At 69.1% G+C, this 16,568-nt stretch carries 16 protein-coding genes; 9 read left to right on the top strand and 7 right to left on the bottom strand.

What is annotated here, in order from left to right; translation table 11 throughout:
• Positions 1-276: 276 nt before the first annotated feature.
• On the top strand, positions 277-624 hold the full coding sequence (locus ACWGI8_RS22260; protein ID WP_453663278.1) for a GntR family transcriptional regulator: 348 nt from the start codon (positions 277-279) through the stop codon (positions 622-624).
• Between the two features lie 29 nt (positions 625-653).
• Positions 654-1,607: a DUF1648 domain-containing protein gene (locus tag ACWGI8_RS22255; protein WP_453663276.1), complete on the top strand. Its 954-nt coding sequence runs from the start codon at positions 654-656 to the stop codon at positions 1,605-1,607.
• A 247-nt stretch (positions 1,608-1,854) separates the two neighbouring features.
• Here ACWGI8_RS22255 and ACWGI8_RS22250 read toward each other — a convergent pair whose 3' ends face one another.
• From ACWGI8_RS22250 to ACWGI8_RS22225, 6 genes are all read right to left on the bottom strand, one after another.
• On the bottom strand, positions 1,855-2,472 hold the full coding sequence (locus ACWGI8_RS22250; RefSeq protein ID WP_453663274.1) for a TOPRIM nucleotidyl transferase/hydrolase domain-containing protein: 618 nt from the start codon (positions 2,470-2,472) through the stop codon (positions 1,855-1,857).
• 69 nt (positions 2,473-2,541) lie between these two features.
• The gene (locus ACWGI8_RS22245) at positions 2,542-2,979 is read right to left on the bottom strand and encodes a contact-dependent growth inhibition system immunity protein (RefSeq protein WP_453663273.1); all 438 of its coding nucleotides are present in this window, start codon (positions 2,977-2,979) and stop codon (positions 2,542-2,544) included.
• Positions 2,980-3,011: 32 nt separating this feature from the next.
• Complete coding sequence (gene bla / locus ACWGI8_RS22240; protein WP_453663271.1) at positions 3,012-3,911, bottom strand: class A beta-lactamase; 900 nt, start codon at positions 3,909-3,911, stop codon at positions 3,012-3,014.
• A 198-nt stretch (positions 3,912-4,109) separates the two neighbouring features.
• Entirely contained in the window at positions 4,110-5,840 is a 1,731-nt protein-coding gene (locus ACWGI8_RS22235; RefSeq protein WP_453663269.1) for a D-glucuronyl C5-epimerase family protein, read from the bottom strand.
• A gap of 296 nt (positions 5,841-6,136) precedes the next feature.
• Positions 6,137-6,364 carry a hypothetical protein gene (locus ACWGI8_RS22230; RefSeq protein ID WP_453663268.1) on the bottom strand — a complete coding sequence of 76 codons (228 nt, stop codon included), beginning with the start codon at positions 6,362-6,364 and terminating at the stop codon, positions 6,137-6,139.
• A complete protein-coding gene (locus ACWGI8_RS22225) occupies positions 6,361-6,996 on the bottom strand; it encodes a nucleotide-binding protein (RefSeq protein WP_453663267.1) in 636 nt (211 codons plus the stop codon). Before ACWGI8_RS22225 ends, ACWGI8_RS22230 begins: the two co-directional genes overlap by 4 nt.
• 615 nt (positions 6,997-7,611) lie before the next feature.
• On the opposite strand from ACWGI8_RS22225, the gene ACWGI8_RS22220 reads away from it, so the two are divergent.
• From ACWGI8_RS22220 to ACWGI8_RS22200, 5 genes are read left to right on the top strand one after another with little or no spacing between them, the layout of a single operon-like run.
• Positions 7,612-9,063 (top strand): sensor histidine kinase, encoded by a 1,452-nt coding sequence (locus ACWGI8_RS22220; protein WP_453663266.1) that lies wholly within the window; start codon positions 7,612-7,614, stop codon positions 9,061-9,063.
• A 20-nt stretch (positions 9,064-9,083) separates the two neighbouring features.
• Positions 9,084-9,473, top strand: a complete 390-nt coding sequence (locus ACWGI8_RS22215; RefSeq protein ID WP_453663265.1) for a roadblock/LC7 domain-containing protein — start codon at positions 9,084-9,086, stop codon at positions 9,471-9,473.
• Positions 9,474-9,511: 38 nt separating this feature from the next.
• A complete protein-coding gene (locus ACWGI8_RS22210) occupies positions 9,512-9,826 on the top strand; it encodes a DUF742 domain-containing protein (RefSeq protein ID WP_453663264.1) in 315 nt (104 codons plus the stop codon).
• On the top strand, positions 9,807-10,430 hold the full coding sequence (locus tag ACWGI8_RS22205) for a GTP-binding protein (RefSeq protein ID WP_453663262.1): 624 nt from the start codon (positions 9,807-9,809) through the stop codon (positions 10,428-10,430). Before ACWGI8_RS22210 ends, ACWGI8_RS22205 begins: the two co-directional genes overlap by 20 nt.
• Positions 10,427-11,872 carry a cytochrome P450 gene (locus ACWGI8_RS22200; RefSeq protein WP_453663261.1) on the top strand — a complete coding sequence of 482 codons (1,446 nt, stop codon included), beginning with the start codon at positions 10,427-10,429 and terminating at the stop codon, positions 11,870-11,872. The genes ACWGI8_RS22205 and ACWGI8_RS22200 overlap by 4 nt, the downstream gene beginning before the upstream one ends.
• Before the next feature lie 73 nt (positions 11,873-11,945).
• Here ACWGI8_RS22200 and ACWGI8_RS22195 read toward each other — a convergent pair whose 3' ends face one another.
• Positions 11,946-13,013: a terpene synthase family protein gene (locus ACWGI8_RS22195; RefSeq protein ID WP_453663259.1), complete on the bottom strand. Its 1,068-nt coding sequence runs from the start codon at positions 13,011-13,013 to the stop codon at positions 11,946-11,948.
• Positions 13,014-14,297: 1,284 nt separating this feature from the next.
• Between ACWGI8_RS22195 and ACWGI8_RS22190 the strand changes: the two genes are divergently transcribed.
• Both ACWGI8_RS22190 and ACWGI8_RS22185 read left to right on the top strand, forming a co-directional pair.
• Positions 14,298-14,891 (top strand): carbonic anhydrase, encoded by a 594-nt coding sequence (locus ACWGI8_RS22190; RefSeq protein WP_453663258.1) that lies wholly within the window; start codon positions 14,298-14,300, stop codon positions 14,889-14,891.
• On the top strand, positions 14,888-16,435 hold the full coding sequence (locus ACWGI8_RS22185; protein WP_453663256.1) for a SulP family inorganic anion transporter: 1,548 nt from the start codon (positions 14,888-14,890) through the stop codon (positions 16,433-16,435). Before ACWGI8_RS22190 ends, ACWGI8_RS22185 begins: the two co-directional genes overlap by 4 nt.
• The last annotated feature ends 133 nt before the right edge of the window (positions 16,436-16,568 follow it).

Below are 16,568 nucleotides of genomic sequence, written 5' to 3'. Positions count from 1 at the left end.
GGTGAACCGCACGTGCAGCCGGCCCGCCCCGGACGGGAGGGCCGGCTGTCCGGTGATGCTGCCGTCCGTGTGCGTGCCGTCGGCGCTGACACCGAAGGCACCGCCGAAGTCGGAGTACTCGTCGCCGAGGTCGTCCTCGGCGAAGAGCACGGGGAGCACCGGCAGTTCGTCGTCTCCGTCACCGTCCGGAAGGGGTGGGGTGGGGTGAGGGCGCGGGCTCCTGGAGCGCCATGACCGAGCCACGCCTTAGCCAATGGTGCTACTGTCATTAGCACCATGCTGCTGAGACTGAACACCGCGGACGCCCGCCCCCTGCACGAACAGGTGGCGGGCGCGATCCGGCGTGCCATCGCCGAGGGGGAATGCGGGCCCGGCGACCGGCTGCCCTCGGCGCGCGCTCTCTCTCAGGCACTGGGAGTCAATGCCAACACCGTGCTGCGCGGTCTTCGGGCGCTGCGGGACGAAGGGCTCCTGGAGTTCCGGCGAGGGCGGGGCGTGACCGTGGCCGACGGGGCGGACCAGCGTTCCGCGCTCCTTGGCCGCGTCCGTGACCTGGTCGCCGACGCGGCCCACCTCGGGTACAGCAGGACCGATCTCATGGAGATGATCAGGGGGATTCAGTGAACGACCGTGCGAGGCGAACGAATGGGGCCATGTGGGGTGCCGTCGGCTGGACCGCCGGGACCCTGGCTCTGCTCGTCGCGCTGCCGCTGGGCGCGAGCGGGCGGTTGCCCGATCGGCTGGCGACCCACTGGGACGGTGGATCCGGTGAGCCCGACGGCTCCATGCCGCTGTGGGCCGCAACCTTCTTTCCGGCGCTGATCTGGGCGGGCATGGTGCTGGGCGTCGGGCTGGCCGTGCGGAGGACGGTGGCCGGCTCCGGTGGCGCCCCCCGGGGATGGGCCGCCGTTGCGCTACTGTCCGGCGGTGTCTTCCTGACAGGTACGCAGGCGTCTGTCGTACGGGCCAACATGGACCATACGGACTGGCACGACGCCGACCCCGTGACGCTCTGGGTCGTGGGCACCGGCGTGGCTGCCGCAGTGGCAGGTCTGGCCGGCTGGCTGGTGATCCGCCGGACACCCATGGCGACGACTCCGTCCGTACCGGCCGGCCCGAGCATGCAGATCCCCGAGGGTGAACGGTACGTGTGGCTCTCCCGCACCTCGAATCCGTGGCTCCACGCGGCCTCGGCCCTGACGGGGCTCATGGCGATCGCCGTCGTTCTGGCCGCGGTGGGAGGTCTGATGCCCCTTCAGTGGGCGCTGGTCGCACCCTTCGCCCTGGCCTCCCTCCTACTGCTGGGCTGCGCGTCCGTGCAGGCCCGGGCGAGTGACAAGGGTCTGGAGGTGGCCTTCGGCCCGCTGGGCTTCCCGGCCCGCCACTGGGCGGTCGAGGACATCGCGTCGGCCCGCGTCGAGAACCGCACGCCGGCACAGGTCGGTGGCTGGGGCTACCGGCTGAGCGGGCTGGGGACGACCGTGATGCTGCGCAGCGGGGAGTGCCTCGTCATACGTAGCAAGGGCAAGGACTTCGCCGTGAGCGTGGACGACGCCGAACGCGGCGCCGCGCTCCTCAACTCCCTGAGCACACGCCGCGCCGGCTGAGAACCGGTCCCGGCCGGTGTGTTCTCCCGGCACCGGGACAGGACCTTGGTGAGATGTCCCGGTCGGGCGTGACCGGTGCGACGATTCGGCCGTTCGGGATGCTGCGAGTGCTCGGCCGTGGTTCGCCGCCCTGGCCGACGAGGTCACCAGGGCACAGCTCCCACAACTCGTCCGGCACCATGCGCTCAACGATCCCCACGGCCGCAGGCTACCGAGTCCTTCTGCCGAGTTCGACGTCACTCAGCGGTCAGAGGCTGGTGAGCAGGCCGTCGAGTGGGGCGGGTATGCGGTCGGGGTCGAGAGCCTCGACGAGGACGCGGCCGTAGCGGATCTTGCGCCCCTTCTTCGTGCCGAGGAAGCGCCGCAGCTGCTGCTGTGAGCTGCGGCCCTGCTGTGCGGGCTGGCGCAGGAAAGTCTGCAGGGCTCGCAGGTCGCCCTCCGCCCGGACGAGCTCCTCCACCCGTGTCACCCCCAGCGCCCGGATGAGCTCGTCCTCCAGATCCGCCGCGCAGACGAAGAACCCCTGCTGTGCTGCACTGGCCCGCTCCAATCCGCGGGCGTAGTAGCGCCGCTCCGCCTCGTCGCACAGTCCCGTGAGGCGGAGGCCCAGGCCGGGTGGCCCGAGGAGGTGGGCGAAGCGCCCGACGCTCATCGCACCGCCCATCGGCAGGACGCAGACTCCTTCGGCCGCCAGGTTCCGGCCGCGGCTCGCGGCCAGCGCGCTGACCGCTGCGACGTCGCTCAGCCCTTCGAGCAGGACGGCTGTCCGGACGGGCAGCCGCGCGGCCAGCTCGCGCGCGGGTTCGCCGGGGCCACCGGCCGCCCACGCGATGACCGCCTCCCGGAACGCCCCCATGTCAGCCATGAGAACGAGTCTCCGCCGTTTCCAACCACCACGGTAGGGAATTTCTGCCGGCGCGTCGATCGGCGGTGATCAGCGAACAAGGTGCTCCGTCCGCGCGACGAAACGGGTGAGTTCCTCGGCGGCGCCGCGAGGCAGGTCGGCGACCGCCGCCTCCGGCAGAGTCGTGATGACGGTGCGCAGCCGCCCGCCGAGGTCCGGCAGCACGGTCCAGGCGGAGGCCGGGGCTTCGACGGCCGCGAGCAGCAGATCCCCTTCATAGAAGCAGGCGTCCAGTAGCGGCTCCTCGAGCAGCAGGCGCACTGCGAGTGGAAGGACGTACGGCAGGGCCACCCGCTGCGAGATGAGCGTGCGCAGATCCGCCGGACGGAGTTCGCTCAGCGGCACGCACCGCAACTCATGCACCTTGCGGACCAGGTGGGTCGCGTCGGCGGCCGGAGCCGTCCAGCGGGGCGGGTCCAGCTCGTCGAGGGAACGGTCGAGGTGCAGCAGATGGTCCGTGGGTGGCATTCTCGGCCGCACTGGGGTCTGTCTGAAATCGGTCAGGACAGCACGGCGATGGCGCTCCTGGCAGCTCGGGCGATGAGGGCGTCGTCATAGGTGGCGTCTTGGGTGTCGCGGCTGGAGAGGATCGTGATGATGACCGGTGCGGATTTCGGGGGCCAGGCGATGGCGATGTCGTTGCGGGTGCCGTAGCCGGCCGCGCCTGTCTTGTCGCCGACCTGCCAGTCGGACGGGAGACCGGCGCGGATGAGTTTGTCGCCGGTGGTGTTGCGCTTCAGCCAGTCGATCAGGAGTTTCTGCTTGTCCGGGGTGAGGGCGTCACCGAGGGCATATGCACGCAGGTCGGTGGCGAGAGCGCGGGGGGTGCTGGTGTCGCGCAGGTCGTCGGGGTCGGCCTCGTTGAGGGCGGGTTCGTACCGGTCGGCCCGGGTAGTGGTATCGCCCAGGGCGGCGAGGGCGCGCTGCAGATCCTTCGGACCGCCGAGCTCGTTGAACAGCAGGTTGCCGGCGGTGTTGTCGCTGTAGCGGATCGCCGCGTCGCACAGCTCGCGCAGGGTCATGCCGGCGTCGACATGCTTCTCGGTGATCGGCGAGTGGTCGACCAGGTCCTCGTGGCTGTAGTGCACCAGCTCTTCGAGCTCCTCAAGGGAGTTCTGAGCCAGTACGGCGCCTGCGGCCAGGGCCTTGTAGGTGGAGGCGTAGGCGAACCGCTCATCAGGGCGGTACGTGACGGTCCGTCCGCTGCCGGTATCGACCGCGTAGACGCCGAGCCGCGCGTCGAACTCCCGCTCCAGGTCCTCGAACGCGCCGGCGCTGGTCGATGGAGTCGTGGCGGGGTTCGCCGGGGCGGCGCCCGCGCGTGACGTGCCGCATCCGGTGAGCGGAATCGCGGCGAGCCCGGTCAGCGCAGCCAGGGAGGCCCGGCGGGAGATTGCCATGCTCGAACTGCTTTCTGCTGGTTTTCCCGAGCCACGAGAATGTCACACTCCCCACCCCTGACGCTGGACGGGGTCATGGGGCCTGCCGGATCAAGGTGAGCTGTACGGTGCCCTCGTAGCGGAGGGCGAACTGTCATACCGGGTTGCGATGCCGGGGCCTGTGCCAGAAGGCGGCTGGTCGGACGAGCAGTACGGCCATCAGCGTCCGTCGGTGAGGACGTCCGACGCAGGCACCCAGTAGCCTGCAAGCTCCCCGGCCGTGATCCGGAGCATCGTCCTTCCGTTGACGACCGCCCTGCGGTCGAAGGGCATGGCGGTCGGTTGGGCGAATGTCACCGTGCGTGTGCTGCCGACGCTCCCGTTCACGCCGAATCGACAGCACGTCACGGGCGTGTGGGCGCGGAAGGTGAGCGTCCGCTCGGGCCGGTAGACCGTGGGCAGGTACTCGCCGAGCAGGAAGGCCTTCGGGTAAGCCTCTCCGGCCCACCAGCCCTCGTAGGCGCCCGCGGCGATCCGGTACGCCACTGCGCGGCCCTTGATGCGTCGCCGCCGGTTCGCCGGTACCTGAGTGGGCCGGGAGAAGGTCACGGTCCTGCGGGCGAGCTCGGCGTCGCCCTTCGAGGCGACGTAGTCGCCGTCCGCGTCGGTGTCGTACCGGTACAGGGTGTGCGCACCCGCGGCGAACGCGACAGGGGAGCCCGCGGGCAGGAACCCGGCGGGGAAGTCGTCGGTCAGCAGGTCGGACATGTGGGCGAAGCGGGGATTGCCCGTCTGCCAGTACAACTGCCGGTACAGATTGATGTGGTGCTGGTGGTACGACGGCGTCGGGATCCGGTGCGTGTGGCAGTAGTACGAGGCCCAGCGCCGGTTTCGCAGCGTCGGGAAGCAGTGGTCCATCGTCGTGCATGCCCCGTCGTACAGCCGGGCCGCGAGGGTGTTCCCCGTCGCCTGGACGTAGTCCCAGAGCCCGAACATGGCGAAGAACATGCCGTTGTACGTGTAGTCCGACGTGCCCGGAGCACTGACCGGGTACAGCTGGATCCACAGAAAGCCCGCGCTGTCGCGGTTCACGACCCACGGACTGCCGTCGTCACCGCGCAGCAGGGAGGCGAACGCGCCGTCGGCGGCCGCCCGGTAGAGGCTGCGCTCCGCCGCGGTCACGCCGTCGAGCCCGGACAGCTGGGTGAAGAGGCTGATCGCCTCGCCCTGCGCCATCCCGGAGTACCACGGCGCCCGGTAGGAGATGCCGCTGTGGGAGCGGTGCGTGAAGTCGAACGGGTACGGGAAGTACCACGCGCCGCGTGCCTCCACCCGGGTGTCGATGAGGCGCTGCGCCTGGGCCTTCGCACGCTTGACGAAAAGGGCCCTGCGCGCCGGGTCCTTCTCGGTGCGGTGGCTGGTGATGCAGCCGAGCCCGAACTGGATCTGGGTGACCGGCTGGTTGTACCCGGCCGCGGTTCTGCTCGGGCGGTACATGATCACACCGGCGGAATCGAGATAGGTGTGCTCGGTGTCCGGGGTGACCTTGGCCCAGCTCGTGGGCCGGTCGCGCCAGGGGCGCATGGACTCGGGCAGACCCGGCGCCGCCGCGTAGCCGGCCGTACGGAACGCGAACGGCAGCTTGGCCGGGACCCTGTCCCGTACGGCCTCGGGGACGGGGTCGTGCTGCGCGCGCGGGATACGGACCGACGGGCCTGGCCGGCTGATCACGCCGTCGGCGAACTGGTCCGGAAGCGGCGGCGGGGGATCGACGGCGCCCTTGCCCGGCAGGCTCAGGGCCACAGACCTGGGCACGCCCCGAGGGGCGTCGGTCCCCCCGGGAGTACAGGCGCCGACGAAAGCAGCGCTGATTGCCGTGCCGAGCGCCTTGCTGCCCGCGAGGTGGACGAACCGTCTGCGATCCAGAGCGGAACGGCTGTTGTCAGCCATGCCTGAGCCCCCAGGGAAGGCCAGAGATGGCTTGGATCCTAAGGGGGAGGCCGGATGCGATACGTGACGGCACGCGCAAGCCGGGACGGCCGACTCGGTCGGATGCCTGAGCCGGCCTCCCCGGCCGTCACGTGATTGGCGGAGTGCGCCGCGTTCCGTCGGCAAGTCGTCCCGCGGCCGCCAGGACTTCGGATCCCGGCGTCGCAGACGGCGATGCGCGATGTCTTCGCGCGCCGGCGCGAGGACCTGCCGAACGTGCGGAAGTACTTCGTCGCCTGCCCTGCTGCCGCGCGAGTTCAGGGACGAACTGCGCGGCTCAGGGTGCGCAGGACGGTCGTGCCGGCCAGCACCACCGCGGAGACCGCCGGACCCGCCCATCGCGTCAGGTCGTGCTGCAGGGCCGGGTCCACTTCGACGGTCACCCGGACGTATCCGCCAAGCACGGTGGTGAACTTGGAGGGCCGGTCGGCGGTGTCCTCTTCGCGCTGCAATGCCGCGCGGTACCTGTCCTTCCGCTCCGTCATGCCTGTTCCTCACGCTTGATGAGTTCGCCGGCGAGGTCCATGTACGCCGAGCCCTTCGCCCGGACCGGACTTCCGAACGACTGGGCGTACAACTCGAGCCGCGCGATCTGGGTGTCCAGCACCACGAAGCCCCGCTCGGTGAGCGCCTCACGAGCGTCGGCATCGGGGCCGGTGCGCGTGGCGTCGGGGCGATTGGTCCGATTCAGGAGAACTGCGGTGCGGGCCGGCTGGGCGCGCAGGGACTGCACGTCGTCCATCTCGGAGCGGATGGGTGCCATCCGGTCGAGTTCGATGGGAGCGGGGGTCACCGGGACGATCCACTCGCTCGCGTACCTCATGATGCTGCGGGCGATGCGAGGATGGTCCTCCAACTGGGGTGCATCGAGAACCACGGCCTGCCGATTGCCCAGGAAGTCGTTCACGCGGCGGTGTACGTCCCCCACCGGCAAGGCGATCACGGGAAACGGAAAGCCGTCGGCCAGTTCGCTCCAGCGCAGCGCCGAGGAAGCCGGGTCGCCGTCGACCAGAAGCGGCGAGTAGCCCGACTCATGAAGCGCGTGGGCCAGCCAAACGGCACTTGTCGTCTTGCCGACTCCAGGCTTGAGGTTTACGAAGACACAGCTCAGCGGCACGAGAGCCAACCTAATGGGAGTGGTCGACTCGTCGGGTCCGGCGCGAGCGGGCAGCTCCGGCGATCACCCGTTAGCAGGCAGAAACCTGAGGGCTTCCCTTTGCGACCGGTTCCGGCTGGTTCCTGTGTGGCGGAGGCCGCAGTCCCCCCGCGAGCACGTCCCGCGGAAGCAGGCGGCGGACCACCAGGGGAGGGGGCTGGGAGCCATGACCGGCAGGCTGCTGGATGTGGTCGATTCCATGCATTTGCAGTGTGTGTCATGGCGGTGGCCGATCAGTTTTGGGTCCAGATCGGTCAACGGAGGTTCCCGTTCCGGCAAGGTCACATGGCGAACCCGAACTGACTATGCTCCCCTCGCGTGTTGCGCTGCACTCACAGCGAGTCACCAAACGCTGTGCTGCGCGCGGACGGAGCCTGGCCGCAGGGAGGCGTGACCACCGATGCGATCTCGAACCGACCCGTCGGGGGCACCCATCGGAACACTTGTGCTCGGCCGAGTGAAGTCCCGACCGTTCCTGTCGGCGCACCGCACAACCCCCAGTCCACCAATTCCAGACTGTTTAGGGACCCCTCGATGGTTCGTGCAGGTTCAACCCCTAGAGCCCTGCCACGTGCAGTGGCTCCAGCATGGCTCATTCCCCCTGGTGTTCTGGCTGGGGCCTGCGGTATAGCGCTGATCTTCGTCCCCGCGCAAATACGCACGGCGGTTGCCTGGTGCGGCCTCGTCGCGGTCGTCCTGACGGCCGTCACGTCGGCTGAGACGGCGCGCCGGGCGCGCTCGGCAGAAGCGGCCCGCCATGCGCGGGCGAGTGCCGACACAGAGCAGTACTACGCGCAACGCGAAGCCGCGCTGCTCGCGCGCTCGTCCGATCAGCGGGCCACCACTGTCTGGCTCGCCGAAGAGCTCCTCCCCGCGGCCGTCGCCCGTCTGCAGAAGGGTGAGCCCGCTTCCGAGATTCTGCAGTCCGTGACGTTCGGGGAACATCTGGACAGAGAGTTCGCCGAAGCGCTCCGGGCGGCTCTGCGGACACTGCTGGAAGCCGTGGAGGCCGAGGAGCGCACACGGGACTCCTCTCAGCGGGCACTGGTGGCCATCGCGCGCAGGGTCCAGGCGATCGTGCACCAACTCGCCAAGGACCTCCGCGACATGCAGATCCTCCACGGTACGGACATCGTGGTCTCCCATGGCCTGCAGGACATCGACCATCGCAATGCCCTGATCGGGCGCCTTGCCGCCAGCATCGCGGTACTGGGTGACGCCCGGCCCGGGCGCCAGTGGTCGAAGACGATCCCGCTGTACGACGTCGTGCGGGGGGCCATGTCACGCATCGTGGACTATCCCCGCGTGAAGCTGCAGTCGGTGACGGAGGTGGCTGTGATCGGCCAGGGAGCCGAGCCGCTGATCCACCTGCTCGCCGAGCTGCTCGACAACGCCACGACCTTCTCGCCGCCGCACACCCCGGTCGAGGTGACCGCGAGCGAGGTGCCCTCCGGTATCGCGATCGAGATCGAGGACCGGGGGGTCGGGCTCACCGAAGAGGTCCGGCAGCGCATCGACCGCGTCATGGCCCAGGCATCATCCGGCATCGACCTGGCCGACCTGGGCGGGGCGACGCAGCTCGGCCTGCCCGTCGTCAGCAGGCTGGCCCGCGAGAACGGTCTCGACGTCGACCTGCGCACCTCCGCGTACGGAGGAGTACGGGCCGTCGTACTCGTTCCGCGGCGCCTGATCACCACAGTTCGGCAGCCTGCCCCGAAAACCCAACAGTTCGCGCCGAAGCACACGGGCGCACCGATCGTGCCGAGGCCGACGATGGCGCGCGATGCCGCAGATTCCGGCGAGGTCAAACGGACCGTCAACGGACTGCCGCAGCGGCGACGCGAGTCGCCCGTCCCGACACCGGTCGTCCGCACGACCCCCCATCCCCCCGCTGCTCCGGCCGGGTCCCCGGGAACGGCCGGCGTACCCCGGCAGCCGGGCCTGATGTGGGAGGCGTTCAGCGGAGAGAAGAAGCCGAGCACCGACCCTTCCATCCAAACCAGCGAGCCATCAGACGAGGGTGAGTAACCGTGCCGCCACTGCCCAACATGGACTGGATGCTCAAGGAGCTCGCGGCCAGCGTCCCGTACGTGCGACACGTGGTCGTGTTGTCGTCGGACGGACTGTGCATCGGTCAAGCGAACACGGAGACCGACATCGCTGACGCGATCGCCGCCGCCTGCTCGGGCATGCAGAGCCTGGCGAAGGCCATCGCGCAGAAGTTCCCGCACGGAGACGGCTCGACGCGCATGGTCGGGATCGAAGTCGACGGCGGATACTTCTCCCTGATGGCGGCCGGACCCGGGGCCTATCTCGCAGTGCTGGCCGATGAGGAAGTGGACGCAGGGTTGCTGGGCGCCCGCATGCGTACGCTGGTGATCCGGATCGGCCAGCACATCACCAGCCCGCCTCGTGATGACGTCGGGCAGGCGATGTGACGTCAGAGAACCAGGACGCATGGGATGAAGGCAGTCCCGTGCCGCTCTATGTCATCTCCGGTGGCCCGGGTTCCTCGGCCAAGGCCTTCAACCTGGTCACCCTCATCGCATCGAGGTCCGCACCGGAACCCGGTATGCAGCCCGAGCAGGCGGCAATCCTCACCATGTGCCAGTACCCACTGTCCGTAGCCGAGGTATCCGCGTATCTGAGTCTGCCGTTCAGCGTCGTCACGGTGCTGCTCTCCAAGCTCGTCGACAACGAGCGAGTTGAGGCCATTGCTCCCGTTCCTGTCGCGGCGGTCCCCGAACTTGGCCTTCTGGAGGCGGTGATCCATGGACTACGCAAGCTCTGACACACCCGCCGCCGGCCCCCGCAGCACGGACGTGCTGCTGCCGCACGGCGCCAGGGGAGTCAAGGTGGTGATTGTCGGCGGCTTCGGGGTCGGCAAGACGACCATGGTCGGGGCGGTGAGCGAGATCCCGCCACTGACCACCGAAGAAACCATGACTCAGGCCGGCGTCGGGATCGACCACAATCCCGGTGCGAAAGGCAAGAACACCACGACCGTCGCCCTGGACTTCGGCCGCATCAGCATCAACGAGCAGCTGATCCTCTATCTCTTCGGCACACCGGGACAGGAGCGCTTCTGGTTCCTGTGGAACGGCATTTTCGAAGGCGCGCTCGGCGCCGTTGTCCTCGTCGACACCCGGAGCATCGAAGTCTGCTTCGAGATCATCACCCGCCTGGAAGACCGCCGCGTTCCCTTCGTCGTGGCCGTCAACACCTTCCCCGAAGCCCCGAAGCACCCGATACCAGACCTGCGCACTGCTCTGGCCCTCAACGAATCCGTGCCCATCATCACCTGTGACGCACGCGACCGGTCGTCCAGCCGCGACGCCCTCATCTCGCTGATGGGCTACCTGTGCACCCTCGCCGCCGCTCAGGAGTCCGTATGACCGTCCCACCCGCCGACCACACCACCACAGAACCGGGGCTCACCCCGCCCCCGGGTTGCCCGGCCCACACCGCCACGGGAGCCGACGGAGTGACCCGGCTCCATGGCGCTGCTGCCGCAACCGACCCCATGGGCCTGTACGAGAAGTTGCGTGCGGCCCACGGTCCGGTGGCGCCCGTCCTGCTCGACGGGGACGTACGTGCCTGGCTCGTCCTGGGGTACCTCGAGAACCGTGATGTGGCCAGCCGCTCCACCCAGTTCTCCCGTGACCCCCGCACCTGGCACGGCTGGAAGAGCGGCGAGATCGACCCCGCCACCTCGCCGCTGGTGCCGATGATCGGCTGGCGTCCCGACTGCGTATGTGCGGACGGCGAAGAGCACCAGCGCCTTCGCGGCGCTGTCACGGCCAGCCTCGACCAGTTCGACCAACGCGGGATCCGCCGCCACATCACCCGCTTTGCGCACCAACTGGTCGATGAATTCTGCGAAAGCGGCAAGGCGGAGCTGGTCGGTCAGTTCACCGAGCACCTGCCCATGCTCGTTCTCACCCACCTGCTCGGAATGCCGGACGAGTACGGTCCCAAGCTCGTGCATGCCGCCCGGGACCTCTTCAAGGGCACCGAAACGTCGCTCAAGAGCAACGCCTATGTGCTGGAGACCCTCGAGCAGCTCGTCGTCGCCAAGCGCGCCCTGCCCGGGCAGGACATCGCATCCGTACTGATGGCCCACCCGGCCGGCCTCAGCGACGAGGAGGTGCAGCACCACCTGCGCCTCATCCTGCTCGCGGGCTACGAGACAACCGCCAATCTCATGTCCAACGTGCTGCGGATGGTGGTCACCGACCCGCGGTTCCGCGGGTCGCTGGCCGGCGGCCAGATGACCTTGCCCGAAGCAGTGGAGCAGGTGCTCTGGGACGAGCCGCCGTTGATGGTGTGCCCGGGCCGCTGGGCCACCGGTGACACCTCCCTCGGAGGACAGGAGATCAAGGCGGGAGACATGCTCCTGCTGGGCCTGGCCGCCGGGAACGTCGATCAGGCGGTCCGTCCGGATCCCTCGACCCGCGTGCACCACAACCGCGCGCACCTGTCCTTCAGCGCAGGCGCCCATGAGTGCCCCGGCCAGGACATCGGCCGTGTCATCGCCGACACCGGCATCGACATCCTGCTCACCCGGCTTCCCGACATCAGCCTGGCCGTCCCCGAGGGCGAGCTCACCTGGCGCTCCTCCACCTGGGCCCGGCATCTGACGGCACTGCCCGTGAAGTTCGCTTCCCGTGCTCGGGAAACCCATGATCTGCCGGCACCGCTGCCGGCTTCGCCCTCGCCGAGCAGCGGTATGCCGATGGCACCTCAATGGCCGCTGGCCGAGGGCGAGTTGATGCGCGGACCGGTACCCCGCGCCTCGTGGCGGGCGCGGCTGAGGCGGTTCCTGCGGAGGCGGTAGGCCTCGCAGGTCGCACAAGAGGCGAGCACCACGGCCGAGGGGGCTGCCGGACAGGCATGGGTCGGCAGCCCCCTCAGAGCCAGGCGGGCACAGTGAGGGGGGAAGTCCGTTGCTCCGGGAACGGACCGTCCTCGGGGGCGTAGCGGGGTGCCCCGGAGTACCAGGCATGGAGGCCGGACAGGAAACTGCAGGCTCCCCGGAGCCACGCCTCCAGCTCGATCCGTTCGCATCGGTTCAGCCCGGCCAGCCGGACAAGCGGCGGCAGTTCGGTTCGTATGAGGTGCTCGAAGTGGTGGAGTCGGGCGGTCACCAGATCGGCGGCGGTATGCATCGCCTCCTGGACGGTGATGTCCAGAGATGTTGCGAGGACGACGACGAGGTTGTTGACGTCGTGTTCGTCATGGACTTCCCGTTGATAGGAGGCGATGTCGTTCGCCAGCCCCATGTAGTCCATGAAGGCGTCGAGCAGAGCGCCGACGGTCCGGCTGTGCCGGATCCGCTCAGGGATCCGTGCTCCGGTGGAGAGTTCGACGGAATAGGGGGCGGTATAGGCGGCGAAGCTTTCGCGGCGGAACTGGACGTACTCGATGAGGTCCGGGACACGGCCGACGCGGCTGTTGGCCAGTTCCTGAACTCCCGCGTCGATGTACTTTGCCAGGGCCCGGTTGAGCCCGCCACGCCAGTGCGCCAGTCTCGGCGGGAACAGGCGTTGCTGGAGGTCGGCCATTCCCCTCTCGACGGCATTGGCCGGCTCCGGCAGCCGGGCGCCCGGCTGCGGCGGCAGGAAGGCATGAAGACGGGCGGTGAAGGCCTGTGCGCCCGCGAGGTCGCGCGTCTGTTTGAAGGCGGAGGCGAAGTAGTCGTCCCAGGCCAGAGCCCAGAGGTTGAACCGGTGATTGAGCCGGAGGTCGGCGAGCGAGGCATCAGGAAGAGCCCACGCCGTCAGCTGGTCGACCGCCATGGCGTGGAACTGGGTCGGGGTCCAGATCGCCCCGCGGGCCGACGGCGCTTCGCCGCTGTCCAGCATGCCCATCTCTCGCGCCCACGTCTCGGTCTCCTCGTGCAGGGCGGACAGGTACGGATTGACCCGCACGGGATATGGCATCGGCAGTATCGGGAGCTTGATGGCCTGCACTCTCATGGGATCCCTGCTTCCCTTTCGGCGCACATCGGTGTGTGGACCACAACCGCGAGCGGCCCTGCCCTTCGAGGGCGGCTCGCCTTGCCTTGCTCAACTCATCTCGGGCGGAGTGCGATCACGCCCGTGGACGGCACGTCGGAGCGGCGCGTTGCATGCGCCCCGGCAAGCCCTCAGCAGTTACAGGGGGCGGAACCCGCGTGCAACAAGCGAGGACGTGAACGGGAACGGGAACTGGAAGAAGATCGCGAATGTCAGCTCCTGGGGCATCGTTTCTCCCTCCGAGACGGCCCATGGGTTGTTGATCCACTACTGCCACGGGGACGGAGGCCGGACCGTTCCCGCCCTTTGGCGCCCCAAACCTGCCCACCCCGGCCGATCCGCAACCCCGCGCAGCAGAGCTCGGCCGGCAATCAGGGCAGGTTTGTGCGGAAAAAAGCGATCCTTCTGGGTCGGTGTGGCGCAAATTCGATCCAAATGCCGGCCATGATCGACCACTGACCGCCAGTCGGCGTGCCTCCGCCACGCTCCAGAAGCAAGACAGCCGCGCTGCGGGACGTCATCAGCGCCTCAACTGGGGTGACTCGCGGTAGCCCCGTCGAATGGCAACTGTCAAGAGGTGTGACGCTCACGAATGTTTAACGAATCGCTGATTTTTACGACGCCTTGGTGTCACAGTGACTGAAGAGGCTGGAGTTACTGACCAGTTGGACCAACGGTCGGGTGTCGAAGTCGGGAGGGACCGTGACGCGGCGAAACGCAGCACCGTACGCGCTTGCCGCGCTGTGCACCCTCCTGCTCGCGGTCCTTGCGCACTGCCAGGCACCCGTATTCGCCGCCGGGGGAGGGGAGTCGAGCGCCAACTGGACTTCCCAGGACGCCGACTCCTCACCCGGGGCACCGAGCGAATCCGACCCGACCGGCGGACCCGGCTCACGCGGCTCACCCGCCGACTCGTCCCCGGACGATCCGAATCCCCTGGACACGCCACCCCCCTCATGCAACGGCGGCCGGACCAACCGGCCGCCGGCCGCCCAGGCTCCGCCCACAGGCGATGGCCCCACATCGGCCCCCACGGGTGACGGCGGCTCCCCCGCCTCCCCGGTGCGCGGGGCGCCACTTCTCGGTCCACCCGAACAGCGCCCAGCACGGCCCGCCGTGCTGCAGGTGTTCCGCCTCTGATCGATGCGTCGAATCCCGTACGGCCCCCCTCGACACGTACCTGCGATCCGATCCGACATGACGGCTCACCACCGCGCGCCCTGGCGCGCTGGAGGAAACACCCCCATGCACATGCTCATGAAGAACGCCCGCGCCTTCCGGCACCGGGCCGCCGCCCAGGCCGAGGAGTTCGGCCGCCTCGCGGACGGTCAGTCCCCGGAAGCGTTGTTCAACACCTGCTCCGATTCGCGGGTGATCCCATCGCTGATCACCGGTGCCCGTCCCGGCGAGCTCTTCGAACTCCGCACGGCGGGCAGCATCCTGCCCGAACACGACTCCGACCGGCACTCGAGCGAGGCGGCCACCATCGAGTACGCGGTAGAAGTGCTCGGCGTCGCCGACATCGTCGTCTGCGGCCACTCCCACTGCGGTGCCGTCGGCGCGATGGTGCGCCGCGAAGACCTCTCCGCCGTCCCCGCGGTCCGGGGCTGGCTCGAGAGTGCGTCACCCCCGCCCCTCTTCACCGATACGTCGTCCCCCGCCATCGCCGAGGCCGTCCAGCACCATGTGCTGCGCCAGCTGCGGCGGTTGGGCGACTACCCCTGCGTCGCCCGCCGGGCCGCGGACGGACGACTGAGGCTGCATGGATGGTTCTACGAGATAGACACCGGCTCCGTGCTCGTCCACCGGCCGCACGACGACGCGTTCCTTCCGCTGTGAGCGCCGCCGACACCCGCGAACGCGGGAACCGCGGGCGCCACCGGCGGGCCGCCGCGGAGCAGCGCGGCGAGCGGCCCTCCGCCTCGACGCTGCGAGCCGATCTCACCGCGTCCGTCGTCGTCTTCCTCGTCGCCCTGCCGCTGTGCGTGGGCGTGGCCGTGGCCTCCGGCGTCCCGGCGGAACTCGGCCTGGTCACCGGCATCGTCGGCGGGCTCGTCACCGGGCTGCTCCCCGGAAGCAGCCTCCAGGTCAGCGGACCCGCAGCGGGGCTGACGGTTCTCGTCCTCGAAGCCGTCAACGAATTCGGACTCGCGGCCCTGGGCGTCTTCGTCCTCACGGCGGGCGTTCTCCAACTGGTCATGGGCGCACTGCGGCTGGGCCGCTGGTTCCGCGCCATCTCCATCGCCGTGGTGGAAGGGATGCTGGCCGGAATCGGTCTCGTGCTGATCGCCGGTCAGTTCTACGCCATGGCCGACGCGAAGGCGCCCGGCTCGGGCCCGGCCAACCTGATGGGCCTGCCGGAACTGCTCATCCGTACGGCCCGCTCACCCGAAGCGCTGACCGCCTTCGGTCTCGGTGCGGGCACCGTCGTGCTGATGACACTGTGGAAACATCTGCCGCCGAAGGTCCGAGTGGTCCCCGCACCGCTGGCCGCCGTCGCTCTGACCACGTCCGTCGTCGCGTTGTTCGGACTGTCGGTGAAGCGCGTCGATGTGCAGGGGCTGCTGGGCGCGATCCGCCCACCGTCCCTCGACGACCTCGGCAGCATCACGAATGCCGGAGTGGTCGGGGCCATCGGCACAGTCGTCGCCATCACGCTCATCGCCTCGGCGGAGAGTCTGTTCAGCGCCGCCGCGGTCGATCGGCTGCACAGTGGACCCGGTACCGACTACGACAAGGAGCTGATGGCGCAGGGCGCGGGCAACGCCTTGTGCGGAGCCCTCGGGGCGCTGCCGATGACCGCCGTCATCGTGCGCAGCGCGGCCAATGTCCAAGCGGGTGCCCGAACCAAGGCGTCGCGGGTGCTGCACGGTGTATGGCTGCTGCTCTTCGCGGCGCTCGTACCGGCCGCACTCGGCCTCATACCGGTCGCCGCGCTCGCCGGCATCCTGGTGTACTCCGGCTGGAAACTCATCCCGCTGAAGGCACTCGGGCCGCTGTGGCGAGAGCACCGCGGGGAGGCGCTGATCCTGGTGGCGACCGCGGTCGCCATCATCGCCACCAGCATGTTCGAGGGCGTGCTGGCCGGGCTGCTGCTCGCCGTCGCCAAGACGGCCTGGGAGACGTCGCACGTCCACGTGCAGGTGGACGAAGGCTCCGACCGGAAGGAGCCCGTACGCGTGGTCCTCTCCGGCAACGCGACCTTCCTCCGGCTGCCCCGGATACTCGACACCCTCGAAGCACTGCCCAAGGACCGGCACATCGAGCTCGATTTGCTCGATCTGCGGCACGTCGATCACGCGTGCAGCACCGCCCTCACCAACTGGGCCGACCGGCACAACAAGGAGAAAGGAGCGGCGCGTGTGCTGATGCCGTCGGCCTGAAGCGCCTGCGCGTACGGCTCGGGCCGTACGGCGCCCTGCCGACTGAACCACCCCATCAGTCATAGCCGTGTGAAACGGCGAGGGTGCCCCGTGAGGACGGGGCACCCTTGGCCGGCGTGGCGGGGTGCTGGAG

It is taken from the genome of Streptomyces sp. NPDC054841, from assembly GCF_053611045.1.
The sequence above is the reverse complement of the archived record's forward strand: the minus strand, read 5'-3'. Positions and strand labels throughout refer to the sequence as shown.

Bases quoted from the DNA above. Each gene is read 5' to 3' on its own strand.
- ACWGI8_RS22260 (WP_453663278.1), top strand. From the start codon at position 277: ATGCTGCTGAGACTGAACACCGCGGACGCCCGCCCCCTGCACGAACAG.
- ACWGI8_RS22255 (WP_453663276.1), top strand. From the start codon at position 654: ATGTGGGGTGCCGTCGGCTGGACCGCCGGGACCCTGGCTCTGCTCGTC.
- ACWGI8_RS22250 (WP_453663274.1), bottom strand. From the start codon at position 2,472: ATGGCTGACATGGGGGCGTTCCGGGAGGCGGTCATCGCGTGGGCGGCC.
- ACWGI8_RS22245 (WP_453663273.1), bottom strand. From the start codon at position 2,979: ATGCCACCCACGGACCATCTGCTGCACCTCGACCGTTCCCTCGACGAG.
- bla (WP_453663271.1), bottom strand. From the start codon at position 3,911: ATGGCAATCTCCCGCCGGGCCTCCCTGGCTGCGCTGACCGGGCTCGCC.
- ACWGI8_RS22235 (WP_453663269.1), bottom strand. From the start codon at position 5,840: ATGGCTGACAACAGCCGTTCCGCTCTGGATCGCAGACGGTTCGTCCAC.
- ACWGI8_RS22230 (WP_453663268.1), bottom strand. From the start codon at position 6,364: ATGACGGAGCGGAAGGACAGGTACCGCGCGGCATTGCAGCGCGAAGAG.
- ACWGI8_RS22215 (WP_453663265.1), top strand. From the start codon at position 9,084: ATGGACTGGATGCTCAAGGAGCTCGCGGCCAGCGTCCCGTACGTGCGA.
- ACWGI8_RS22205 (WP_453663262.1), top strand. From the start codon at position 9,807: ATGGACTACGCAAGCTCTGACACACCCGCCGCCGGCCCCCGCAGCACG.
- ACWGI8_RS22200 (WP_453663261.1), top strand. From the start codon at position 10,427: ATGACCGTCCCACCCGCCGACCACACCACCACAGAACCGGGGCTCACC.
- ACWGI8_RS22195 (WP_453663259.1), bottom strand. From the start codon at position 13,013: ATGAGAGTGCAGGCCATCAAGCTCCCGATACTGCCGATGCCATATCCC.
- ACWGI8_RS22190 (WP_453663258.1), top strand. From the start codon at position 14,298: ATGCACATGCTCATGAAGAACGCCCGCGCCTTCCGGCACCGGGCCGCC.